At 58.9% G+C, this 24365-nt stretch carries 20 protein-coding genes and 1 tRNA gene; 10 read left to right on the top strand and 11 right to left on the bottom strand.

The annotated features are described in order from the left end of the window. Positions 1 to 53: 53 nt before the first annotated feature. Entirely contained in the window at positions 54 to 344 is a 291-nt protein-coding gene (locus tag ACTQXO_RS01470; RefSeq protein ID WP_441032493.1) for a helix-turn-helix domain-containing protein, read from the top strand. 217 nt (positions 345 to 561) lie between these two features. Here ACTQXO_RS01470 and ACTQXO_RS01465 read toward each other — a convergent pair whose 3' ends face one another. From ACTQXO_RS01465 to ACTQXO_RS01455, 3 genes are all read right to left on the bottom strand, one after another. Next, a complete protein-coding gene (locus tag ACTQXO_RS01465) occupies positions 562 to 789 on the bottom strand; it encodes a hypothetical protein (protein WP_441032491.1) in 228 nt (75 codons plus the stop codon). Positions 790 to 1196: 407 nt separating this feature from the next. Further along, entirely contained in the window at positions 1197 to 2270 is a 1074-nt protein-coding gene (locus ACTQXO_RS01460; protein WP_441032488.1) for an SDR family NAD(P)-dependent oxidoreductase, read from the bottom strand. A 104-nt stretch (positions 2271 to 2374) separates the two neighbouring features. Then, the gene (locus ACTQXO_RS01455; protein WP_441038881.1) at positions 2375 to 3712 is read right to left on the bottom strand and encodes an LPXTG cell wall anchor domain-containing protein; all 1338 of its coding nucleotides are present in this window, start codon (positions 3710 to 3712) and stop codon (positions 2375 to 2377) included. Positions 3713 to 4049: 337 nt separating this feature from the next. Between ACTQXO_RS01455 and ACTQXO_RS01450 the strand changes: the two genes are divergently transcribed. Next, positions 4050 to 5267, top strand: coding sequence for an InlB B-repeat-containing protein (locus ACTQXO_RS01450; protein ID WP_441545377.1), 1218 nt, complete (start codon positions 4050 to 4052; stop codon positions 5265 to 5267). A gap of 128 nt (positions 5268 to 5395) precedes the next feature. On the opposite strand, the gene guaA is transcribed toward ACTQXO_RS01450, so the two are convergent. Next, positions 5396 to 6994, bottom strand: coding sequence for a glutamine-hydrolyzing GMP synthase (gene guaA / locus ACTQXO_RS01445; RefSeq protein ID WP_427795973.1), 1599 nt, complete (start codon positions 6992 to 6994; stop codon positions 5396 to 5398). 268 nt (positions 6995 to 7262) lie between these two features. On the opposite strand from guaA, the gene ACTQXO_RS01440 reads away from it, so the two are divergent. Beyond that, entirely contained in the window at positions 7263 to 8276 is a 1014-nt protein-coding gene (locus tag ACTQXO_RS01440) for an asparaginase (protein ID WP_441032456.1), read from the top strand. 317 nt (positions 8277 to 8593) lie between these two features. Here ACTQXO_RS01440 and ACTQXO_RS01435 read toward each other — a convergent pair whose 3' ends face one another. Beyond that, the gene (locus ACTQXO_RS01435; RefSeq protein ID WP_427719445.1) at positions 8594 to 8812 is read right to left on the bottom strand and encodes a helix-turn-helix domain-containing protein; all 219 of its coding nucleotides are present in this window, start codon (positions 8810 to 8812) and stop codon (positions 8594 to 8596) included. 76 nt (positions 8813 to 8888) lie between these two features. Here ACTQXO_RS01435 and ACTQXO_RS01430 point away from each other — a divergent pair, with 76 nt between their 5' ends. Further along, positions 8889 to 9278 (top strand): hypothetical protein, encoded by a 390-nt coding sequence (locus tag ACTQXO_RS01430; RefSeq protein ID WP_195838610.1) that lies wholly within the window; start codon positions 8889 to 8891, stop codon positions 9276 to 9278. Between the two features lie 9 nt (positions 9279 to 9287). On the opposite strand, the gene ACTQXO_RS01425 is transcribed toward ACTQXO_RS01430, so the two are convergent. The 5 genes from ACTQXO_RS01425 to ACTQXO_RS01405 form a co-directional block, all read right to left on the bottom strand. Beyond that, positions 9288 to 9671, bottom strand: a complete 384-nt coding sequence (locus ACTQXO_RS01425; protein WP_154517947.1) for a DUF1648 domain-containing protein — start codon at positions 9669 to 9671, stop codon at positions 9288 to 9290. An 11-nt stretch (positions 9672 to 9682) separates the two neighbouring features. Next, positions 9683 to 10759 (bottom strand): redox-regulated ATPase YchF, encoded by a 1077-nt coding sequence (gene ychF / locus ACTQXO_RS01420; protein ID WP_089572784.1) that lies wholly within the window; start codon positions 10757 to 10759, stop codon positions 9683 to 9685. A gap of 114 nt (positions 10760 to 10873) precedes the next feature. Then, on the bottom strand, positions 10874 to 12127 hold the full coding sequence (locus ACTQXO_RS01415) for a 4Fe-4S binding protein (protein WP_441032451.1): 1254 nt from the start codon (positions 12125 to 12127) through the stop codon (positions 10874 to 10876). 151 nt (positions 12128 to 12278) lie between these two features. Beyond that, positions 12279 to 13346: a glycerol dehydrogenase gene (locus ACTQXO_RS01410; protein WP_441032449.1), complete on the bottom strand. Its 1068-nt coding sequence runs from the start codon at positions 13344 to 13346 to the stop codon at positions 12279 to 12281. 151 nt (positions 13347 to 13497) lie between these two features. After that, positions 13498 to 14712, bottom strand: coding sequence for an iron-containing alcohol dehydrogenase (locus ACTQXO_RS01405; RefSeq protein ID WP_441032446.1), 1215 nt, complete (start codon positions 14710 to 14712; stop codon positions 13498 to 13500). Positions 14713 to 15212: 500 nt separating this feature from the next. Here ACTQXO_RS01405 and ACTQXO_RS01400 point away from each other — a divergent pair, with 500 nt between their 5' ends. The 4 genes from ACTQXO_RS01400 to ACTQXO_RS01385 all read left to right on the top strand — a co-directional run bounded on the left by ACTQXO_RS01400 (position 15213) and on the right by ACTQXO_RS01385 (position 19731). Then, positions 15213 to 16289, top strand: coding sequence for a hypothetical protein (locus ACTQXO_RS01400; RefSeq protein ID WP_441032443.1), 1077 nt, complete (start codon positions 15213 to 15215; stop codon positions 16287 to 16289). After that, positions 16289 to 17332, top strand: a complete 1044-nt coding sequence (locus ACTQXO_RS01395; protein ID WP_441032440.1) for a hypothetical protein — start codon at positions 16289 to 16291, stop codon at positions 17330 to 17332. The genes ACTQXO_RS01400 and ACTQXO_RS01395 overlap by 1 nt, the downstream gene beginning before the upstream one ends. Before the next feature lie 45 nt (positions 17333 to 17377). After that, positions 17378 to 19555: a MurT ligase domain-containing protein gene (locus tag ACTQXO_RS01390; RefSeq protein ID WP_441032437.1), complete on the top strand. Its 2178-nt coding sequence runs from the start codon at positions 17378 to 17380 to the stop codon at positions 19553 to 19555. Between the two features lie 99 nt (positions 19556 to 19654). Beyond that, positions 19655 to 19731 (top strand) — tRNA-Glu (locus tag ACTQXO_RS01385). A 383-nt stretch (positions 19732 to 20114) separates the two neighbouring features. On the opposite strand, the gene ACTQXO_RS01380 is transcribed toward ACTQXO_RS01385, so the two are convergent. After that, positions 20115 to 22202, bottom strand: coding sequence for a glutamine synthetase III family protein (locus ACTQXO_RS01380; RefSeq protein ID WP_441032435.1), 2088 nt, complete (start codon positions 22200 to 22202; stop codon positions 20115 to 20117). Between the two features lie 495 nt (positions 22203 to 22697). Here ACTQXO_RS01380 and ACTQXO_RS01375 point away from each other — a divergent pair, with 495 nt between their 5' ends. Together ACTQXO_RS01375 and ACTQXO_RS01370 are read left to right on the top strand one after the other, a co-directional pair. Next, positions 22698 to 23570 carry a methylenetetrahydrofolate reductase gene (locus ACTQXO_RS01375; RefSeq protein WP_441032432.1) on the top strand — a complete coding sequence of 291 codons (873 nt, stop codon included), beginning with the start codon at positions 22698 to 22700 and terminating at the stop codon, positions 23568 to 23570. After that, positions 23570 to 24358 (top strand): hypothetical protein, encoded by a 789-nt coding sequence (locus ACTQXO_RS01370; protein WP_441032429.1) that lies wholly within the window; start codon positions 23570 to 23572, stop codon positions 24356 to 24358. Before ACTQXO_RS01375 ends, ACTQXO_RS01370 begins: the two co-directional genes overlap by 1 nt. Positions 24359 to 24365: the final 7 nt, after the last annotated feature.

Below are 24365 nucleotides of genomic sequence, written 5' to 3'. Positions count from 1 at the left end.
AAGCCCCCGCGGCTCTGCGGTCTTTAGGCCCCCAGAGCCGCGGGGGCCAATCTATGCGACTTCGCAGTCCTTACCGGCACTGCGGCAATACGCAAACACGCAGTATCCCGAAAGGGCTTCTCACTCTCCAATTTGTTTTAGCGCACTTTACTACCGGCGAGAAAATCAGGTACTACCGTAAGCTTCGCGGGCTCTATCAGGGAGAGCTGGGCGAGAAAATCGGCGTCTCCAAGGGCGCGATCCGTCGCTATGAGACGAATTTCAGGACTCCCAAGCAGCCTCAGGTGGAAGCCATCGCCGAAGCTCTCGACATCTCTCCGCTTGCCTGTTGGACTTCAGGGTAGAGAACGCCCGAGACCTCCTGGGCCTCCTTCTGCAGCTGGAGGACGAGTTCGGCATCGTGCCTGTCGAGAATGAATCGGGCCTTTCAATCGATGTATCTGCCGAGAAGGAGCCCGCCGCTGCCCGGCCTCCCTCAGGGTCTCAACGTGCATAAGGTCGACGGCCAGCCCCTCAGCTCGATAGCCGCCCTCAGCCTCGGCCTGCTAGTCGTGTGCCTGTTCACCTAGGAGAAATCATGCCGAAGGCAGCGCTGGACCATGGTTTGCGGCCACACCTCCGCAACCGCGCGATGAGGACGACGAGGTCTCTGGCGAGGTATATGCCGTCGACGAAGACGACCCTGTGGACCGCGTCGACGCACTCGGGCATGGGCCAGACCTCCCAGAACTCGGCCGTCCTGCGCCTGAAGACCCGCCCGCCGCAGTAGGGGCAATAGACGGCCTTCATGGACACCTCTTCCGAAAGGATTTTTGACGGTTCCGGAAAAGGGTTATCTACCTGCGGGAACGATAGGCAACCGGACACGCATTCTGTCCGAGCGGTTAAAAGCGGGCACGGAATTCAAACGGCTGAAAAAGGGGCATCGACCTGCGCCGATGCCCCCAACGTGGACACACATTTTGTCCTATAAGCCTTAGCCAACAGATTGCCTGCACAAAAAACATGGCCACCTGCAAAGGGTGGCCATGTAGATTCTATCTGCAAGAAATCTTATGCGTGCGTGGTGTGCTTTCGCACGTTCAGTCATGCGCGCCTTCGCGTTTTCACACTCTAGCACGTTCATGCGTTCATGCGTCCACGCTTTCCGCATTCTCGCGTTCGCGCTTTCGTATTGGTCTATTCGCCTGTGCGAATTACCACGTGCGGGAATTCATCTGGCGGAACTGAGCAACGGTTGGAGCGTGCGAATTCATGCCGCCGTCAACGTTGATGATCTGTCCTGTGGTGTAGGTACTTTCATCGGAGGCAAAATATACGGCTGCATGAGCAATGTCTTCTGGGCAACCGTAGCGGTTAACCATGATGCTACCCAAGAAGATATCTTTGAGCATCTGAGGAACCTTCGCCTCGTTTTCTGGCGTAACAATCAAGCCTGGACGGATGCAATTGCAGCGGATGTTGTCTTTGCCGTATTGCAAGGCAACGTATTGCGTGAAGATGTCTACGCCCGCCTTGGCGCATGCATAAGCGGTAGAACCTAAGTCGCCTGCACATGATGCCATAGAGCCAATGTTGACGATTGCGCCGCCACCAATTTCTTTCATGTAGGGGATAGCGCACTTCGTTGCATAGAAGGTGCCGCGCAGGTCGCTTTCCAAAATAGCGTCCCACATTTCAAGGGTGAGCTCGTCAACACGACCGTCCTTGAGGGCAACGTTTGCTGCATTGTTTACCAAAATATCGAGCTTGCCGTATTGCTCTACAGTGTCTGCAATAAGCGCTTCGATGCTTGCTGGTTCGGTAATGTCGAAATAGTGGAAGCTTGCCTTGCCGCCTGCTTCAACAATTTGATCAACTACAACTTGGCCTTTTTCGGCACGACGACCACTAATAACAACCGTTGCGCCCTCGGCTGCGTATACCTTTGCGATACCGATGCCAATACCGCTGGTGGAGCCCGTTACGATAGCAACTTTGCCTTCGAGTCTACCCATTGTGGTCCCTTTCTCGTTCAAATAATCGATAAGGTATTTGTATTCCTTTTTTGCGTGTTTGTGAATATTTGCATAGAAAAAGCGGATGGCAGGCGTGTGGATTTCGGCAGGAAGGGAAGGGGCCGGCCGCGTTGCGTACACTGCCGTATTCTTTTCTGCAGGAAAAAATGTTGAGCTGCTCGTTTTTCTGTTTGAATAGTAGACAGATTTAGCATGGTCAGAGGCTGCTAGCAAACAATTTACCCCCTCAACAAAACGCTTGCTCTCTGACATGCCATGCTCGGCGCACAAAGTTGGGGCCTTCCCAGACGGGAAGGCCCCTTTGCTGATTATCTTAGCGCTTCATTTCAATGGAGCTGCACCAATGGTATCCGTGCTTATTTATAGTTGTTGCGCTTTCTGAACGTGAAGAGCGCCCCAGCACCAGCCGTAAGTACAACAGCGCAGATGCCCATCAGGTACAGGGCGGCGCTATCGCCGGTGTGAGGGAGATTGGATGCAGACTTATCGGAGTCGACCCCGACGATGGTCAGCTTGGCATCGTCGATGTTCACGATGAACTGGTCGGTCACATCGTTGCCCTCGGCATCGGTCACGACCGCCTGACCGCTTTTCGTTACAGGGTACTCGCCCGCATCGGTGCCCGTTGCAGAAGCCTCAACGCCGGAAACGTAGAAGGTCTGACCATTGATCTGGAACTCCAGGGTCTCGAAACCGGATACGGACTTCTCGGTGCCATCGTAGGTCACGGACTTGGAGTTAGGAGTGAGGGTGATCTGGTACTTCTCGCTACGGTCGGTAACGGTCAGGGTTCCATACGTCTTGTTGATCTGATAGTTGTCCAGATTGGTTCCCTCGTTGGGGATGCATTCGAATGCATTCTCAGAGGAGCCGACGATCTTCTGCGAGCCGGTGAAAGAATAGGTGGCACCTTGGCCATCGACCCAACCAGTATCCCGGGCAGCCTCCCCAACGGTGACCTTGTGATTGGTCAGGGGCTTGCCGTCGTACTCCTTCGAACCACTCGCGGAGGTCAGGGTGACCGGACGTGGTGTGATCTCCACTATACCTGTTTCAAACTTGGTAATATTGTAAGAGTCGGGACTACCCTTAATAAATATTATCTCAAACGTATTATTATTCGTTATGCCAACATTGGTCCGAGAACTAGTCGATATGCAATAAACATCGTCAAACGTAGCAAAACCAGGATCAACTGATACGGGACAGGCAAGAGGTTTGCCGTCATAGGTTTTTGAGACGTTTGTGGACCTAAGAGTTACGTTACGCTTTGTAATCTCGATTTCGAATCGTTCCTCATCCACATCACCTCCCGAAACCACCAAGGTCACGTGGCCGACTTGAGTTCCCATTACAGAAACGGTCTTGCGATTAGGATAAAGATTATCAAGATACGAGATTGTGACATCTCCACCGTCATTGTCACGAATATAATCCCATTTATATTCAGACCTTGATGTTATATTGGTATATTGTGCAGCAACGCCGTACTGAATCTTATCAGGGCCTTTGAATGCATTGCCAACGGGATCGCTTACCGCCCCACCCTCACCAGCGAAAGCTGCAACGGGTAGAAAAGATGCTGCCAGCACTGCCGCCAGCATCACCCTCGCAAATCTTTTCGCAAGCGATTGGGAGAGAACTGCAGTTTCGACCTCTCCCCATTTGGAGAATGCGGCATCCATGAAGCTCATGTCTGCTCCAATCGCATCGAATTGAACCAACGTAAAACGCAACACGACGTACAGTGTGTTGCTACGTTTTTTCCATCCGGTAAAGAATAACCGAATCTTTGTTGGCTATGCGTCGTTTGAATGTAATTACCCCTCTAGTAAATCATATTTGTTACTTTTCAGCACCACCAAACCAGATTCTGCCTCCTTCGAATTAGGCACCCACCCCATCAAGACCACGAAGCATCCCCGCCCAGAGCAAGCCCGAGCCGAGCAAGGGACATGCCCGAAAATAATTCTCTGTTAACATGAAATGCAATGTTGCAATAGGGAACGCACGCTTGAATTGGAGGATGCAGTGAAGATACAGGTTAAAGATACCTTGGCCAGGCGCCTGCCGGTTTTCGTCCTCACGCTCGCAGCCATAGTCGGCGTTTGCGCCTTCACCTTCTCCGGCACCCAGAATTACGCCTGGGCTGAAGACGAAGGACCCATTGCCACTTGGAATAGAGTCCCAGCGCCGGGGGATATCGGCGTCCCAGCAAATGATAGGCACCTTACGCTTGAAATAAGACAAACTAGCTCGGGCGATCACCTGGAGGCCCATATCACGAATAACGACGAAGATACAATTCCCCCATCTGTCCTTGAGTTGACAACGGGAGATGGGTCAATATTAACCGCCTATTTTGGTTCACCTATTTCTACTGGCGGCCAACAAGGAGCATCTTCCATTGAAGGCTCGAAAGCCGATACCCGATTCATCAGTGCAGCGCTCTACGAAATCGTCACCGTGACCTTCGATATGAAAGGCCACGGAACCCAGATTGGCCCCATTACGGTCAAGAAGGGGACGTCCGTCACCCTGCCCCAGCCCACCGACCTGGAATATGACTTTGGCGGCTGGTTCACCGAAGAGGGCCTCACCACCTCGTTCAACGGCACCGCCGCTACGACCATGACCGTCTACGCCAAATGGACCAAAAAGGAAAAGGTCACCGTTTCCTTCGAATCCGAATTCGGGACCGCACCTGAGGCCAAAACCGTGAACAAGGGCGAGATCGTCGAACTCCCTAATCTAGGCACTGACGGCGACTACACATTCGTTGGCTGGATCATGAAGGGCTCCGAAGGCACCGATCCCTTTATCGGCGAATACACCGCTAAAGAAAACATCACCTTCACGGCTGTCTGGGAAGCTCCCTCCACTCCCATCATCGAAATGGTCGATGTCACCTTCGACATGAACGGCCACAGCGACAGTGTGACCAAGCAGACCGAGAAGGGCAAGCCCATCACCCTTATCGATGATCCCACCGCTGAAGGCTACACCTTCAAGGGCTGGACCTACGACAAGGAAGGCAAGCAGGCCTTCGACGCCAAAAAGAACGCAGACCAGGACACTACCCTGTACGCCCAGTGGGAGAAGAATGCCGACTCCGCTCCCACCAACTCAACAATCCCCCGGACCGGTGACAACCAGATGGCACTCCTGGCATCCCTTTGCTTCAGTGCAGCAGCCCTGATAGCAGTCGGCATCGCTTTAATCGCGTATCGCAAACGCAAGCACGCATAAAGCATACGTGACGTTACCGTTCTAATTCTCGATCTAAACAGAGGGGAGTCCCGCGGGACTCCCCTTCCCATTCGCGTACCTAATTACGCTGTTCCTACTAAATTGGGAATTCTATTCCCAATTTTTTCCTATTCCCACTCAATGGTCGCGGGCGGCTTGGACGTAATGTCGTAGCACACGCGGTTGGCGCCGGGGACCTCGGCAACGATGCGGCCGGAAATGCGGGCCAGCACATCGTAGGGCAGCTTGGCCCAGTCGGCGGTCATGGCATCACTGGATTCGACGGCACGCAGGATGATCGGGCGCTGATAGGTGCGCTCGTCGCCCATAACTCCAACGGACTTGATGTCGGGCAGGACCGCGAAATACTGCCAGCAGCTGTGCTCAGAGTTGCGCTCGCCGGTCTGCTCAAACAGGCGCTGGTTGTAGGCGTCGAGCTCCTCGCGCACGATAGCGTCGGCGTTCTTGAGGATCTCGAGCTTCTCCTTGTCGACCGCACCGATGATGCGGATGGCCAGACCCGGACCCGGGAAAGGCTGACGGAACACGATATGACCCGGCAGGCCCAGTGCCAGACCAAGAGCGCGGACCTCGTCCTTAAAGAAGTGATCAAGCGGCTCAATGAGGTCGAAGTGTACGCCCTCGGGGAACGGGATCAGGTTGTGATGGCTCTTGATGGTGGCCGTCTTGCCGCCCGTCTTGCGAGCGCCGGACTCGATGATGTCGGGGTAGATGGTGCCCTGAGCCAGGTACTTGACCGACTTGCCATCGGTCTCGAGCTGCTGCGCCACGGCGAAGAACTCTTTCCAGAACTGAGTACCGATGATGCGGCGCTTCTCCTCGGGCTCGGTCACGCCGGCCAGAAGCTCGGCATAACGGTCCTCGGCGTGAACGTGGATAAAGTCGACATCGAACTGCTTGGTGAAGACCTCCTCCACCTGCTCGGGCTCGCCCTTGCGCAGCAGGCCGTGGTTGATGAACACACAGGTCATCTGCTTGCCCACGGCGCGAGCGCCCAGCGCAGCCACGACGGAGGAGTCGACGCCACCGGACAGGGCCAAAATCACGCGGTCGTCGCCGACCTTCTCGCGGAACTCGGCTGTCATGGTCTCGACCAGGTTGTCCATGCTCCAGTTGGGCTCCAGGCCGCAGATCTCAAACAGGAAGTTGCTCAGCAGCTGCTGACCGTACTCGGAGTGTTTGACCTCGGGGTGGAACTGCGTGGTGAAAATCTTGCGCTCGGGGCACTCCATGGCGGCAACCGGGCACACGTCGGTGCTGGCGGTAACGGTAAAGCCCTCGGGTACCTCGGAAACGGCGTCGCGGTGGCTCATCCACACGGTTTGCTTCATGGGCGTGGAGTTAAAGAGCTTGGCGCCGGCCGTGCGTGTGATGGTAGCACGGCCGTACTCGCCCACCTCTGAGTGGCCGACCTTGCCGCCGAGCGTCACGGCCGTGATCTGATGGCCGTAGCAGAAGCCCAGGACGGGAAGGCCCAGGTCAAAGATGGCAGGATCGATGGACGGAGCGTCCTCGGCATACACGGAGGCCGGGCCGCCGGAAAGGATGAGCGCAGAGGCGTTCATCTCGCGAATCTCATCGGCCGAGATGTCGCAGGGAACAATCTCGGAATACACGTTGAGGTCGCGGACGCGACGGGCAATGAGCTGACCGTACTGCGCACCAAAGTCGAGTACGAGGACCTTTGCGGAAGCCTTTTGATCCATGGTTTCCCCCTCTTGTTGGCGGGGAGCCGATGCCCACCCGCGCGAATAAACGAGAATAACTTTCATAGTGTACACGTTATATGGGGTTTCTCGTCCCTCGCAGCCATCAGCGCACGGCAAACGCACGACCTGGGCCCCTATTTGACGGCAATTGAAGTGTTGCCAAACGTTACAGATGATGTAATACGTTTGAACATTGGACACCCTGTGCCACAATACTGCCGAACGACTCCGCCTCTGGGGCGGCAAATACGATAGGAACACCAACATGAAGCGCATCCTTCTCATCGCCACGGGCGGCACCATCGCATCGACCGAGGACGGCAACGGCCTCTCCCCCGTCCTGACCGGTGAGGAACTCGCCCAGAGCGTCCCCGAGATCTCGGGCCTCTGCGAGCTCGACGTCGTGCAGCCCATGAACATCGACAGCACCAATATGCGTCCGAGTGACTGGATGCGTATCCGCGACGTCATCGTCGAGGGCTATGCCGACCACGACGGCTTCGTGATTCTGCACGGCACCGACACCATGAGCTACACCGCGGCGGCGCTTTCTTACCTGATTCAGGACAGCCCCAAGCCCATCGTGCTCACCGGCTCGCAAAAGCCCATGGGCAACCCCTTTACCGATGCCAAGCTCAATCTGTACCAGAGCCTGCTCTATGCGCTTGACGAGCATTCGCACGACGTCTCAATCGTGTTTGGCGGTGTGGCCATAGCCGGCACGCGCGCCCGCAAGCAGCGCACCATGAGCTTTAACGCGTTCATTAGCGTCAACTATCCGCCCATTGCCTACATCCGCAACGACCGCATCGTGCGCAACGGGCTCCACGGCACGCATCAGGGCGAAAACCCGGTGCATTTCTACGACAGCATCGATCCGCGCGTATTTGTACTCAAGCTTACGCCCGGCGTAAACCCGGGCATCCTCGACGCCCTTGCCGATAGCTACGACGCCGTGATTCTGGAGACCTTTGGCATTGGCGGTATCCCCGAGTTTGGTGAGTCGGGCGAGTCGTTCCAAGAAGCAATTTTCCGCTGGGTCGATTCGGGTCGCACCGTCGTTATGACCACACAGGTCCCCGAAGAGGGCCTCGATCTGGGTGTTTATGAGGTCGGCCGTGCCTACGCCGACCATCCGGGTATTTTGCGCGGCGACGATATGACCACCGAAACGCTCGTGGCCAAGACCATGTGGGCGCTCGGCCAGTCACGTGATGCGGCCGAGATTCAGCGCCTGTTCTACAGCCAAGTCAACCATGACCGCATCCCGATGGTGTAGCTAAAACAAAATCCGCCTCTTTGGGCCTTGTAGGGCACGTGGTACCTCTCGGAACGTGCAAAAAGCGGAGTTTTCAGCACCCGCCCCTTCCGGAAACGTTAAAACCGCTAGCTGTAAATCGCTTTTCGGTTCGATAGGCTCGTCCCACGCGTCTATTATTCCTCATAATAATGAATTTTGTGGATAATCCAAAACAGCAAGCATCGTATTTGCGCCTTCGGTTGCTGTCAATTTATTGAGGGATGCTGAATACTCGGGTTTTTGCACGCCGCCGTCGGGGGGACCCGTTCAGCAAACGACAAATCTAGCAAAAACGCCTACTCAATGCCCTCGAGAAGCTCTGACACCGTCATGCCAAGCGCGGGCGCAAGTTTAAATAAAATCTCGAGCGTGCTGTTTGCCGTTCCGCTTTCGATTTGATCGAGATAAGGTCGGCTGATTCCAACCGCCACGCAAAAATCGACCTTGGAGATACCAAGGGCCTTGCGCGTCCGCTCGACTCGCTCGCCAAGAATCTGTTTCGCATGTTCGTTCATGCAGACGAGTTTGAAATGGAGCAAAACAAAAACGTAAACTATAGTTTACGTTTTGCCTAATATACAGGAGTTTTCTATGTCGGGTTCTTCGGTCCGCATGTACCGAGCCACGCTTCGCACAAACAGCGCACCGCCCAAGCTCGTCGTCGTTGAAGCAGAATGCCTTTCGCCCGATGAGCGCACAGCATTTGCATTGCTATCAAGTCGCGTCGCCGCCGTTTTGGTCCCTTGCCCAGCGCAAGGTGAACTTGCCATCCAATGCCAAGCGCACGGCTGCTCACTCAATCAGGCTGCCGTAATCGCAACCAGCCAGTGTGGCCTGCCCCTTCTCTTGGAAGCCGGTATCGCGCTCTGCCTTCGCGGTGCCGGATACGAAAACGAGGCCGCCGCCGATGTGGTCTTTCAACCACGATCGAGCGGCGGCCTCGCAGCAGCCATCGAATATGCTTGCAGGCTCGTTGCCTAAAGGCGCAAGCTAAAAGCCCAGGCCAAAGCCTGTGCCGGTAATCGCCGAATACATAAAGTAGACGTTAATTACGTTGAGGAATGCGCCCGTGATGCAGCCGTTTCGCAGGTAGCGCTCGCACACGATGCGCGCCATGGCGGCGGAGTCCTCATTGTTCTTTGCCTGGCGTCCCGCCGTAAAGTACGTCGCCACGCTCAGCAGCAGGTTGAGCACCGGCAATGCCAGCAGCTCGTAGCTCTTGCCCCAGCGCGTCACCTCACCGGCGGCATTAAACTTTGTTGCCACCTCGGGACCAATGTTGGGGATTACAAACGCTGCGACCACCAGCGGAAGCACTGCAAGCACCAGCAGCGCGATGCCCATGTAGCCAGCTTTTTTTCCATATTTAAACATGCTCGCCGTCCTTACACGTTAAAGCGGAAGTGCACGACGTCGCCATCGGCCATGACATACTCTTTGCCCTCGATGCGCAGCTTGCCTGCAGCCTTGGCGCCTTGCTCGCCACCGAGCTCGATGTAGTCGTCATAGCCAATGACCTCGGCCTTAATAAAGCCGCGCTCAAAGTCGGTATGAATGACACCGGCGGCCTGCGGGGCGGTCGCGCCCTGACGCACCGTCCAGGCCTTGACCTCCATCTCGCCAGCCGTAAAGAACGACTGCAGACCGAGCAGCTTGTAGGCTGCCTGCGCGAGCACGTCCAGGCCGGGCTGCTCCAGGCCCAGGCTCTCCAGGTAGTCGGCCGCATCCTCGGGATCGAGCTCGGAAAGCTCGGCCTCGATCTTGGCGCAGATCGGCAGCGGCTTGACGCCATCGATGGGCGCCAGGTCCTCGTTGAGCATGTCCTCGTCCACGTTGGCCACATACAAGATGGGCTTCATGGTGAGTAGGAACAGGCCCTTGGCAGCGGCGCGCTCCTCGTCGGTCATCTCCATGGACGCGGCGCGCTTGCCCTCGTTGAGCCAGGCGAGCAGGCGCTTGGCGACCTCAAACTTGGGCATGAGCTCCTTGTCGCGCTTGGCCTCCTTCTCGAGCTTAGGCAGCTGCTTCTCGAGCGTGCCCATGTCGGCCAGGATAAGCTCGGTCATGATGGTGTCGGCATCGCCGGCGGGATCGACGAACTCGCCCGTACGACCCACCTCACGCATGACGTTGGGATCCTTAAAATAGCGCACGACCTCGCAGATAGCGTCGGTCTCGCGAATGTTTGCCAAGAACTGGTTGCCCAGGCCCTCGCCCTCGTTGGCACCCTTCACCAGGCCCGCGATGTCGACAAACTCGACCGTAGCCGGCACAATGCGGCCAGGGTTGACAATGTCGGCGAGCTTTTGCAGGCGGCTATCGGGCACATCGACGATACCCACGTTGGGGTCGATCGTGGCAAACGGGTAGTTGGCGGCGAGGCCGGTCTTTTTGGTAAGCGCGGTGAACAGCGTCGACTTGCCCACGTTGGGCAGGCCCACGATACCGATGGAAAGGGACACGACAGCTCCTTTTGGTACAGGTACTTCAAACTGTATAAGTATAGCGCCGCCACAGCATCCGGGCGAATCCGGACACCGCGGCGGCGCAAATGAAGCAGAGATTGGGGTAGCTGGCTAGTCCGCGAGCTTCTCCACCTGGTCGAGCATCTTGTCGAGCTTGGCCTTCGCCTCGGCTTTTACCTTTTGGGCCTCTTCGTGGGCTTTGGCCTTCTGAGCGGCCTTTTCCTCGGCTTCGGGGTCGACGACAACCAAGTTGGACGCATCGTGTTCGACCAGCTTGAGCGCATGTTCGGGACAAACCTTGACACAGGCGCCGCAGCCCAAGCAATATGTGGACTCCAACGCGAAGCGGCCGCTTCCCACCAAATCGCAGGCGAACGTGGGGCATACATTGACGCACTCGCCACACGACGTGCACTTGTCAAAATCGCACTCAGGCGTACTCACCTGCATGTTCTGGGCAAGCTCGGGATGGTTCTGCAGTGTCGAAAGCACCAGCTGCCGCCCATGCGTGAGCGAACGGCGACGCTTTGCCGTCGTGGTGCCGCACATGGTGTTGAGCGTGCGCTCCAGCTGGGTAATCTGATGGCGATGGGCCTTCAACTTCTGCGTCACCGAGGCCAGCGCCGCCGTCGCCGGGTTGAGCTTGGTCACCGTCAGACCCGTCGTGCGGGCAATCTTTTCCATGTACTCCTTGCGCTCGTACTCGCGGAGCTTATGGCACTTGAGGCTCTTGGGGTCGACCTCCAGGCCCATACCCGTGCCAGACCACTCCTCAGCCTTCGCAATCGCCTCGCCCAGGATATCCTCGCCACCGGTGTTGCGGCATTTATCGCACACGCCCAGCGGAAGATACACGCTCACGTTGGGATAGTCCGCCAGTACCGAGAACCAGGTCTCGGCCGTAATATCGCCCACGCAGGCAACGACGACCTCGTTCTCGCGCGGCATGCGCTTGAGGGCGCGCGTGCAGGTGACGTAGGCGGTCTCGTGGCTCGTTGCCGCCGAGACAATGTCGTCATACAGGTTTTTGGGCGCCAGACGCGGCGAGATGATTGCCTCGGTCGGACAGGCAGCGGCGCACAGGCCGCACTTGCGGCAGGAGTCGAGAATCTCGATGGAGTCTTCCTCGACCTCGATAGCGTTGACCGGGCACACATCCATGCACGCAGTGCAGCCGCTCTTTTCGTTTTTGCAGGTCAGGCACGGAATGGTGTTGCCGCGCGGACGCTCCTTATAGTCGGCAGGATTCCACTGCGGCGCCGACGGATCGAGCGCATCGGTCACACCGCCAAGCGGGTTTTTAAGAAAGTCGAAACCCTTGCTGATCTCGATAATGTCATCAAACAGATCGTGTTCCTGCGCCATGCGCGGCCCCTCCCTGAGCAGTGCAAACAAGCAAGAGATAATGATACGCCATCGGCCCACGCCTCGGGCAAATTACATGCGGCGCATCATTGAGACAAATAGCCTATGGCCTATCGCCGCCTCGATTGCACAAGGTCAATCAAGCGCCAAGCTATGCCTCGCACATGAGCTGCACGAGCTTTTGTTTGGTCACCTTGGCCTGTTCGTTAGCCATATTGCGCTCGTTCTTAAAAGTTGCGTCCGCAACGCTCAGCAGGTCATCATCGGAAATCTCGCCAAGGCCCAGCTCCTCGAGTGTCGTCGGCAGACCAACGCGCTGGCAAAACTCGAGCACCTGATCAAGCTCGGGCGCGCGCTCCAAACGAAGCTGCACCACCAGGCCAAATGCCACGGCCTCACCATGCATGGCCTTGCACTCGGGCAGAATCGTCAGGCCGTTGGCGATAGCATGCGCCAACGCCAAGCCACCGCTCTCAAAGCCGACGCCCGAGAGTAGGATATTGCACTCGATCAGGCGCTCAACCGCCGGCGATATACGACCCTTTTTAAGATCGCGCTTGGCAGCGACGCCGCACTCCATAAGCGTGTCATAGCAGGCACGAGCCGCAACCAAGGCCAAGTGTCCTGGCGCTCCACCGTGCTCGTTGGCGCCGTGCGCCGCGGCGCACGAACGCGCCTCGAAATACGTTGCCAGTGCGTCGCCCATGCCAGCGACCGTCATACGCAGCGGGGCTGCCGCGACCACGCCGGTATCGACCACAACCAAATCTGGATTCTTTTCGAGCATCAGATAGCGGTCGAACGACCCATCCTCGTGATACAGCACCGAAATCGCGCTGCACGGACCGTCCATCGAAGCCGCCGTGGGGCATACGCACAACGGCAACTCGGCATAAAACGCAACGGCCTTGGCGATATCGAGCATCTTGCCGCCGCCAATACCCACCACCATGTCGCAATACTCAGCCTGGGCTTCCTTAGCCATTTCGACAACGGCCTCTTCCGTACACGGACCGTCATAAATCTTAAAGAACGGCTCGCTTAGATCTTCGTCCAGAAATCCATCGACGATCTGCCTGCACAGCCGATCCTCGGTGCCCTGGTCAAACAAGACATAGGCAGCGCAGCCCAACCATGACAAATATCTGCCCTGACGCGAAAGTTCGCCCGGCCCCTGAACATACCGGCCGGGACCGCCATAAACCATAGGAAGCGCCATACGAGAATCCGCCCTTCATCAAACAACGATTGGTGCAAAGCCACCTGTCCCCTTGTGGCAACTTGGCGCATTGAGGACAGGTTAGATTGCACCATAGAAAAAGGGTCCCGCGCACAGAGCGCGAGACCCTTATCAGAACAATGTGTGCCGATTAGAACGTGACCGGGGTGTCGGTGTAGACGCACTCGAGCAGCTGCTCCATCTCCTCCTGAGACGGCTGGCGCGGGTTGGAGCCCGTGCAGGCGTCGAGGATGGCGTTGGCGGCAACGTCGTGCTTCTTAGCCTCGAACTCATCGTAATCGATGATGGACTCGTCGGCCTTCACGCCCTTGGCACCGTAGTTCTTGATGCCCTGCGGGATGTCGAGCTTGTCGTTGAGGTCGCGAATCTCCTGGACCAGAGCCTCGACCAGCTCGTCCTCGGTCTCGCCGGCGAGGTGCAGGATCTCCTTGGCGATGAAGGCGTAGCGGCTCTTGGCGCGAGCGTCCTTGGCGTTGAACTGGATGACCTTGCCCAGGTACATGGCGTTGGCGCAACCGTGGATGATGTGGTCGCCCTCAAAGGCGGCACCGGTCTTGTGAGCCATGGAGTGGACAATGCCCAGCAGACCCGAGGAGAAGGCGATGCCGGCGATGCACTGGGCGTCGTGCATGTGCTGGCGGGCCTCATGATCGCCCTGATAGGACTTGGGCAGCCACTCGACGATCTCGCGGATAGCATGCAGGGCGTTGGCGTCGGTGTACATGGAGCCAGCGGTGGAGACGTAGGCCTCGATGGCGTGAGTCAGAGCGTCCATACCGGTGTGAGCGCACAGCTTGGAGGGCATGGTGTAGGTGAGCTCGGGGTCGACGATGGCGACATCAGGGGTGATGTTGAAGTCGGCCAGCGGGTACTTGATGCCCTTGGCGTAGTCGGTGATGACGGAGAACGCGGTGACCTCGGTAGCGGTGCCGGAGGTAGAGGAGATGGCGCAGAAGTGAGCCTTCTGACGGAGCTCCGGGAAGGAGAACGGGACGACCGCCTCCTCGAAGGTCTCCTCGGGATACTCGTAGAACAGCCACATAGCCTTAGCGGCATCGATGGGCGAGCCACCGCCAATGGCGATAATCCAGTCGGGCTGGAACTCGGTCATGGCCTCGGCGCCCTTCATGACCGTCTCGACGGACGGATCGGACTCGACGCCCTCGAACAGCTTGACCTCGAAACCGGCCTCCTTGAGGTCGGCCTCGACGTCCTGCAAAAAACCGCCGCGGCGCATGGAGCCGCCGCCGGTCACGATGATGGCCTTGCTGCCCTTGAGGTTCTTCACCTCGTGGCGAGCGCCCTCACCAAAGTACAGATCGCGAGGATTGGTAAAACGTCCCATACTGTGCCTCCTAAACAAGCCCCTCTTAGACTTGCGTATATAACGGAGCACCCGATTGGCTCCGTTAGGACCGTTTTGCGCGTTGCCGGCGATGACAATGCGCGATGTCTAAACGTCTCAACGCTCAGACAAATATTATTTTACCGTTCTGGTTGGTCAGTTATTTACCGAAAGTCGACAATGATGAAACGTTTTTTCTATCCCTGAAGACCCTTATGCGGCATTCATACTCCCAAGCTGGGCAAACGTTTTATCAAGGTTGACCACATATCCAGGGCAGGACTGTGCCCCTCCAAAAGACACACCGTTCGCCGCCAAAAATCGACCGTTTGCGGCACCGTGATACCACTCGGTCGTCCAAGATGCCGACATTTGTGCGACATCCGTCTTCGTGGTGCAAAGGTGCATGTCCAAGTGCGGCACTCCCAATGTGCCTCATGCGGGTAAACTAGAACCTTATATAGAGACATTTGAACCCTAACCGCAGCAAAGGAGGCCCCATGGCATTCGATCCCATTCAAGAAGATTGCCATCGCCTCGTTCTTGAGGCCTTGCGCCGCGACAATATCCCGCTCACCGACGGCCCTGCCGTAGAGCGTCTGATGGAACAATTCACCCGCAACCCCGCGCCGCTCATCGTGCACGACCGCGACCGCGCCGGACATCTGATTGCCAAGGTAGTCGAGGCTGTCGACTACCGCATTCCCTTTATCCCTGACGATACCCAGGCAGAGCAAGAAGAGACCGCTGCCGAAAACATGCTTCGCGAGGCAGCCGCACTCGACCCGACCAACTGGGACGCTCAGCGCATGTTGACCGCCCTCACCGCTAACTCCAACGAGGAGTACGTACAGTACTTGGTATCCAAGCGCGATGAAGTCGAGCACGACCTGGCACTCAAGATCGCCTCGGCGCAGGACCCCTACGAGCGCGAGGCCGCAGGCGACCTTACACGCCGCCCCTACCTGCGCTGGCTTGCCGCCCTTGCGTCGCGCGCCCTCATTAGCGGCCGTTACCGCATGTCGCTCGAAACCGCAAACCGCAGCCTGGACTTTGCCCCCAACGATCCGGCCGGTGTCCGCCACACTGCGATGCTCGCCATGGCAAAACTCGAATACCCCGCCGAGGAGCTCAAACGCTTTCGCTCTGCCCACTCCGTCCCCTATCTCGCCAACACGCCGCTGCGCCGTCGTCCCAAGGACGCGGAGCGCGACTTAGACCCGTGGACGCTCATCGCGCTGATGAGCGCTGCCTGGCGCGAGCTGGACTACGAGGGCGCCGAGCACTACTTGCGCATCCTTGCGCGCTCGTGCCCGCACGCAGCCGAGGCGCTTTACTTTCAAACCGAGTTTCCCGATGGCGTCTATGCCCGCGTCAACGTGGGCGTGGGCTCCACCGACGAGCTTGTCCTTGCGCTGTCCGAAGCGACGCCGGTACTGCAGGAGGGCTTGGGCGCCCCCGACAACGCCAGCTTTGCCGCCTGGGTCGCCACCAACGATATCGTGCGTTCCCAGATCGACGAGCGCATCCTACGGGCGGCCGAGCAGGGCTTGCCGTTTAAGGGAGGAGACCTCTAATGGATCCGAGCGTCTACATCCCCGCCTACCTGGAGCGCGCCTACGTTGCGTCGCACCCCGAACTCACCGATGCAGCACGCGATCTTGTCCATAACGACGTGAGCGTCAACCCTCATAAGTATGCGCAGACCGAGCATGCCCAGGCACTGCTTTCCTATGCCGGTGTTCACCGCCACCTGCTCGACGAGCTCCATCGTATCGAGGATATGGGCAGCGATGAGGAATTTGAGCAGACGCGCAACCGCCTGTTCGACGATATGCGCGATGAGCTGCTCAAGATCGTCCGCGTCGATGCGCTGGCGGTAGATGCCCAGCTGCTTGCCATCATTTTGGCGGACACACCCGTCGACGCCTGCCTGGGCGACCTGATGAAGCTCGAGGCGACCACAGCCGATTACCTGCGGCAAAGCGTGCCCGGATTCGATATGGAGGCCCCGCACTACTGGACCAACAAGGTGCTGGCAGACGGTGTGACGGCGGCCGATCTCACCGTGAGCGAGCCGGCGCTTATCGGGTGGCTCCACACGCTCGAGGCCATCTCGCAGCTGTGCATGGCGAGCGCTCGCTACCGTGCTGCCGTCAACTATTCTCGCCGTGTTCTTAAGGCGGAAGGCTATCCCACCCGAGCTGCCGGCACCGTGCTACTCGCCCTCGCTCGTCTGGAAGACGAGGACGGCTTTTTTGCCCTGGCCCACCAGCTCGAGGAGCAGATGGGGGCCGATGCCCTCGAGAACTCCCCTTGGTACCTACTCGCCCGCACGATCCTGCTGTTCAAAACGAACAAGATGCGCCCGGCGACACGCGCCCTGCGTGAGTTTGCCAACCGCTGCGAGGGCGGCGCGTTCTTTTTGCTGAACCCCATGTATCAGACACCGTACCTTCCCTGCCGGCCCGAGCCGCACGACCCCTGGGACCTTTCGCACCAGGCAGTTTGGGAGGCCGACGGCATCATCTCGGATACTCCCGACTTTGCCCCCTGGGCCAGCGCTTGCGAAGACGTATCGCAGCTTGCCCAGGAATTTGCGCGCCGTTATGGCTTTTAACGACACGCTCGCCACGACCATGTCATTCACGTTAGGAACGGCTTCATGAACTTCCGCTCATCTCTCGCCTGCACTTCGAGCGATATCGCCCGCTGGGGGCTGCGCTCCATCCTTAAGCGCCAGGGCGGCGTACTCCCCGGCCGCATCGCCATGAAGATCAACCCCGAGCTGCTAAGCGACCTCGCGAGCCTTGTCGACCGCAGCGTGGTGGTCACCGGCACCAACGGTAAGACCACCACCTCCAACCTCATCGCCGACGCCGTTGCCGCCAGCGGCGCCACCGTGGTATGCAACCGCGCCGGCAACAACATGGAGCCGGGCGTGGTGGGTGCCCTGCTCGAGGGCCGCAGCGATCTTAAGCGTGCCGCCAGCAGCAAGCGCGTAGGCGTCTTTGAGTGCGACGAGCTCTACACGGTGCGCGTCTTGCCCAAGCTCAAGCCAACGTACTTTGTGCTGCTCAACCTGTTCCGCGACCAGCTGGACCGCTACGGCGAGATCGACCACACCCAGGACGTCATAGCCCACGCGTTGGAGCTTTCGCCGGCAACGACGCTCATCTATAACGCCGACGACCCGCTCTGCGCCTCGATCGCCGCACGCGTCCCCAATATGAGCATCGCCTTTGGCATCGACGGCGCCACGGGCACCGAGTCCGATCGCATTAGCGACTCGCGTTTTTGCTCGCAATGCAACGCGCCGCTGGAGTACGACTATGTGCAGTACGGCCAGCTCGGCGCCTATCATTGTCCTTCGTGCGGTTGGAGTCGCCCCGCGCTGGTCCGTCGCGTGACAGGCGTTGAGCTCGGCTGCGACGGCTACGGCTTTGACCTGACCTTTGGACCCGAGGCAAAAGCGCCCGCAACGCACATCGCCACGCGCTACAACGGCCTGTACATGGTCTACAACGTTGCCGCCGCCTTCTTTGCGGCGCGCGAGTTGGGCGTGGACGCAGCGCATCTGCAGCCCACGCTCGATGCCTACGTCCCCGCCGGCGGACGCATGGGCCGCTGGGAGATTGCCGGCCGTACCGTCGAGGCAAACCTGGCCAAAAATCCCGTAGGCTTCGATCGCCAGATCCAGTCCATTAAAACGGCAGGCGGCAGGCTATGCGCCTTCTTCCTGAATGACAACGACGCCGACGGCCACGATGTCTCGTGGATCTACGACGTCGACTTCGAGCGCATCGCCGATACCCCAGGGCTTGTCGCCTTTGCCGGGGGTACGCGCGCGCACGACATGCAGGTGCGCCTGAAGTACGCCGGCATCGACGCCGCCATCATCTCGAATATCGAGCAGGCGATCGGCGCCGTGGCAGATGAGGCAGCCGATGACACCTTCTACGCCGTCGCCAATTACACGGCATTCCCGCCGCTGGTCAAAGAGCTCGACGGACTTAAAGACGCCGATGCGAGCTCGGTTGCCTCCTGCGCCGTAACACGCACCGATGGCAGCGCCGTCCCCACCGACATTGCGCCGGTCGAGCTTCCGCGCCCGCTGCGCATCGTCTATCTGTATCCCGATGCCCTCAACCTCTATGGCGACGGCGGCAACGTCATCGCCCTCGAGCGCCGCTGCGCCTGGCGCGGCATTCCCGCGCGCGTGGAGGAGGTCCGCATGGGCAAGACGCTCGATCTTACCGACGCCGACATCGTCATGATGGGCGGCGGTGCCGACCGCGATCAGTTGGCTGTGGCACACGAGCTGCTCGCTCAAAAGGACAAGGTTGCGACATATGTTGAGGACGGCGGCTCGTTGCTCGCTATCTGCGGCAGCTATCAGCTGCTCGGTCGTTCGTACTATATGGGCGAGAATCGCATCGAGGGTCTAGGTGTCATCGCCTCCGAGACCGTGCGCGGCTCCGACCGCCTGATAGGCAACGTCGCCGTCAAGACCGACCTGGCACCCGAGCCCTTTGTGGGGTTCGAGAACCACGGCGGCCGCACCCTGCTCGATGCAGAGGCCACGCCGCTTGGAACGTCTGTCGTCACGGGCACCGGCAACAACGGCGACGATGGCTTTGAGGGCCTCATCTACAAGGGCGTCATCGGCACGTACCTACACGGACCGGCACTGCCCAAGAACCCCGAGCTCGCCGACTGGCTCATCGCCCATGCCCTTGAGCGCCGTGGCGATGCACAGGCCGCCGCCCTGCTGCCGCTCAAGCCCCTCGACGACACCTACGAGCACGCCGCCCACGACGCTGCCATGAAGCTCCTCCCCTAACGCCCCGCCACCACAAAGGGACAGGCATCTTTGTGGTGGTTTTTCAGTTTGCCAACGATATGTGAACGAATAAAAAAGTCTGCTATACTCTTTCCCGCTGTCCCCATCGTCTAGCGGCCAAGGACGCCACCCTTTCAAGGTGGATATCGCGGGTTCGAATCCCGCTGGGGGCACCATTTGAAACGAGAAGCCCGTTACCCCCGCGGTGACGGGCTTTTTGCTACTCATGTGCCGGGATTCGAACCCGACAGGGTGCGGAGCTGAGGAAACGCGAAGCGTTTTCCAGCGCAGCACGCAAGGAGCGAAGCGACGCAGCGAAGGCGGGCGGCGCCAGCCGCACGCGGATATCCCGCTGGGGGCACCATTTGAAACGAGAGGCCCGTTACCCCCGCGGTGACGGGCTTTTTTCTACCCCAACGCCGGGATTCGAACCCGACAGGGTGCGGACCCCGGAAAATCGGCGGCAAAACGGACTCCAAAGCGTCCTTCGAAATCAAAAAGCCGGGGCCCGCGCGATGCGGACCCCGGCTTAATACCGTGACGATATGTTGGCTATGCCCTACACGTAGAACAGAATGTCGTCGTAGGTCGGGACCGGCCAGTAGTCGGCGGCCACAATCTCCTCCATGGCATCCACGGAGGCACGCAGCGTATCCATAGCGGGAACGACCTCGTGTGCATACACATTGGCCTGCTCCTGGCCATCGAGAGCCTCGGCCTTCTGATGCACGGCGTCGAGCGCCTTGATGGAGTCGTTGATGGCGGTGATACCGTTGCAGAGCTTGTTGAGCGTGTTCTGCTCGCACTGCATGGCGGCCTCAGCACCGGCGGCACGAATTGTCTCAAGGCCCTTAGCGACCTTGGTGGCATAGGCGGTAATGACCGGACGATAGGTACGACGTGCCTCGCGAATCATCGTGGTAGCCTCGATGTTCATGAGCTTGTTGTACTTCTCGAGCTTGCAGTCGTAGCGGCACTGAGCCTCGGCCTTGGTCAGAACGCCCGTCTCCTCAAAGAGCGCGATAGCCTTATCGGAAACAAAGGCGGGAAGAGCGTCGGCCGTGGTCTTGTTGTTGGCAAGGCCGCGCTTCTCGGCCTCGATGGGCCACTCGTCGGAGTAACCGTCGCCGGAGAACAGGATGCGCTGGTGATCGGTCAGCACCTTCTTACAGTACTCGAGCGCGGCGTCCTGGAACTTATCCTCGGGCGTACCCTCGAGTGCGTCGGCGAAGGACTTGAGCGACTTGGCCACGGCGGCATCGAGCACCAGGTTGGAGTCGGAGACGTTCTGCTCGGAGCCGCAGGCACGGAACTCGAACTTGTTGCCGGTGAAGGCGAACGGAGAGGTGCGGTTGCGGTCGGTGTTGTCCTGCATCAGCTTGGGCAGGGTATCGGCGCCCAGGTCGAGCACGCCGCGCGTGGCATGGACGGAAGCCTTGCCATCGATGATCTTCTCGACGACCTCGGTAAGCTGGTCGCCCAGGAAGATGGACATAATCGCCGGAGGAGCCTCGTTGGCGCCCAGACGATGGTCGTTGCCGGCCGAGGCAACGGAGGCACGCAGGAGCTCCTGGTAGTTATCGACGGCCTCGATCACCGCGGTGAGGAAGACGATGAACTGCAGGTTGTCGAGCGGGGTGTCGCCCGGATCGAGCAGATTCTCGGACTCGGTGCCAAGCGACCAGTTATTGTGCTTGCCCGAACCGTTGATGCCCTCGAAGGGCTTCTCGTGCAGCAGGCAGACCAAATCGTGGCGGGAGGCGATGAGCTTCATCTTCTCCATCATGACCAGATTCTGGTCGATGGCCTCGTTGACCTCGCCATAGACGGGGGCGAGCTCATGCTGGCAGGGAGCGACCTCGTTGTGTTTGGTCTTGGCGGGAATGCCAAGCGCCCACAGCTCATCGTCCAGGTCCTTCATATAGGCCGAGACGGTGGGGCGGATAGCGCCAAAGTAGTGCTCCTCGAGCTCCTGGCCCTTGCAGGGAGCAGCACCAAAGAGGGTGCGGCCGGTGATGACCAGGTCCCTGCGCTTGCGGTAAGCGTCCTTCTTGATCAGGAAGTACTCCTGCTCATCGCCCACGGAAGGAACGACCTTCTTGGGGGTCTTACCAAACAGCGCCAAAACGCGCTTGGCCTCACGCGAGAGCGCGGTCATGGAGCGCAGCAGCGGGGTCTTCTTGTCCAGGGCCTCGCCCGTGTAGGAGCAGAAAGCCGTGGGGATGCACAGGACATCGTCCTTGATAAAGGCGGGGCTGGTGGGATCCCAAGCGGTATAGCCGCGGGCCTCGAAGGTGGCACGCAGGCCGCCGTTGGGGAAGCTGGAGGCGTCCGGCTCGCCCTGGATGAGGTTCTTTCCCGTAAACTTGGTAATAGCGGTGCCGTCGTGGTTGGGTTCGAGGAAGCTGTCGTGCTTCTCGGAAGTAATGCCCGAAAGCGGCTGGAACCAGTGCGCGTAGTGCGTCGCGCCCTTGGAGATGGCCCAGACCTTCATGGCATGGGCAACGGCGTTGGCCACATCCAGGTCGAGCGGCTCACCGTCCTCGAGGGTTGCAGCAAGGCGCTTCCAAATGTCCTTGGGGAGGTAGTCCTTCATGACTTCCTCAGAGAACACCATGGTCCCGAAGCGGTCAGTAAGTTCGGCCATACGGAACTCCCTTCGTATCGGCACCGCGTGAGAAGCGGTGTTGATTACTAACGAACGAGTCATAGCTTAGACTCGCCGTGTTTCCGCGACATTACCGTTATGTTGCCGTCGCGAAACTAATCAATGAGGTTACCGCATCGCGGCAATGTTGCCACCCTCAACAGCCAATCAACTGTATAAATTGCAGACCTCTCCACATGGTTTACGGGTAGTCTTTTTGGGACGGGGCTTTTTTAGCTGCCCTATTTAAATATGGTCTCAAGCTTTGGAGGCGCCGGATTGGGTAGCTAAAAAAGCCCCGTCCCAAAAAGACTACCCTGCGTACCTGGTTGATGGGGTAAAAAAGCTCCAAATTAGCTACGCTGTTATAGGGAATGCCGATAGCGAAACATCTTCGATTGATATTTCCAAATAGCGAGTAAAACTCCACCGTAGCGCAGCGGTGCTGTAGAATCCATACAACACATCACGCTAATGTATCTAAAGGAGCACGACATGCGCGTCGACGAGGTTTTTAAGCAGGCAGCATCCCAGGGCACCACGCCCGTTTCGTTTGAGATGTTCCCGCCCAAGGGCGAGCTTACCCTCGACACGGCTCGCGAGGTGGCTGGCAATCTGTGCAAGCTTTCGCCGAGCTTTGTCTCGGTCACCTGCTCGGCCGGCGGCTCGGGCAACGGCTCCGCCACCGCCCCCATCGCGCATATGATTACGGGCGAATTCGATACGCCCTCGGTGGCGCACCTCACCTGCGTTGGCCGCACGCATGCCGATATCGCCGCCAAGATCGACGAATACCGCTCCGCCGGCGTAGAAAATGTGCTGGCCCTGCGTGGCGATCTTCCCGCCGGCGCGAGCGAGAATGACAAGCCCGCCTCGGACTACGCCTACGCCCGCGACCTCATCCCCGAGCTTGTCGACGCCGGCTTTTGCGTGGGCGCCGCAGCCTACCCCGAAGGCCACATTGCCTGTGAGAATCTCAACCTCTCGGTCGAATATCTCAAGCAAAAGCAGGACGCCGGCGCGAGCTTCTTTGTGACCCAGCTCTTTTTTGATAACGAGTGCTTCTACCGTTTTCGCGAGCTTGCCGACAAGGCCGGTATCACTGTGCCCATTACCGCAGGCATCATGCCGTTTATGGGCAAGTCGCAGATCAGCCGCATGGTCTTTATGTGCGGCGCGTCGCTGCCCTCCCCCGTCATCAAGATTCTCGCCAAGTACGAGAATGACCCCGAGAGCCTGCAGGCAGCCGGTGTAGATTATGCAGCCCGCCAGCTTTGCGACCTTAAGGATCACGGCGCCGACGGCCTGCACTTGTACACTATGAATCGTCCTGCGATCGCCGCAACTATTATGGAGCGCCTGGGGTAATGGAAAAACCGCACATCGATACAGCTTTTGGTGAAGTGCCGGCCGACCTTGCGTCGCCGGCGCTCTACCGTATCGATGATGCCCACCATCCCCGCGTCGATCGTGCCGAGATGCTGCGGTATCTGGGTTACGGCGGCCAGCAGATTGAGCCCGAGCTGTCGCAGCGTATTGAGCTTGTCGTTGAACGTTTGGAACTGGACATTGAGCCCCGTGGCGTGCGCCGCGTATTTGCCGTCGATGCCATGGGCGTGGACGAGCAGGGAGAGCCCAGCATCCGTCTGGTTGGAACCAACGTTGAGCTGCGCGGTCGCGATATCTATCGACATCTCAAAGACGCCCACTTCGCCGCGCTCATGGCATGCACCCTCGGCATGGACGCCGAGCGTCGTCTGCGCACCACGGGAGCCCAGCAGCCCCTAGAGGGAGCCGTGCTCGATGCCGCGTGCTCCGCCTATGTGGAAGCTGCCGTCGAGCAGATGGACCAGCAGGTCAAGGCTGCGGCCGCCGCACACGGACTCGCCGGTAACTGGCGCTTCAGTCCCGGCTACGGCGACTGCCCGCTTACGGCTCAGCGTTCAATCGTGGCCGCACTCAACGCCACGCGGCTCATCGGGCTTACCGTCACACCTACCAGCCTGCTCATGCCCACCAAGAGCGTGACCGCGGTGATCGGCCTGTTTGACGGCGAGGTCCACGACGCCCAGAGTCGCCCCACCTGCAATATCTGCCGCATGCGCGAGCACTGCCGCTTCCGCGCCGCCCACACCACCTGCTATTCCAGCCATTAGGAGCCCC

The organism is Collinsella sp. LCP19S3_D5 (assembly GCF_052121415.1).
Taxonomy (GTDB): Bacteria; Actinomycetota; Coriobacteriia; order Coriobacteriales; family Coriobacteriaceae; genus Collinsella.
This window is presented reverse-complemented; position numbering and strand designations above follow the sequence as displayed.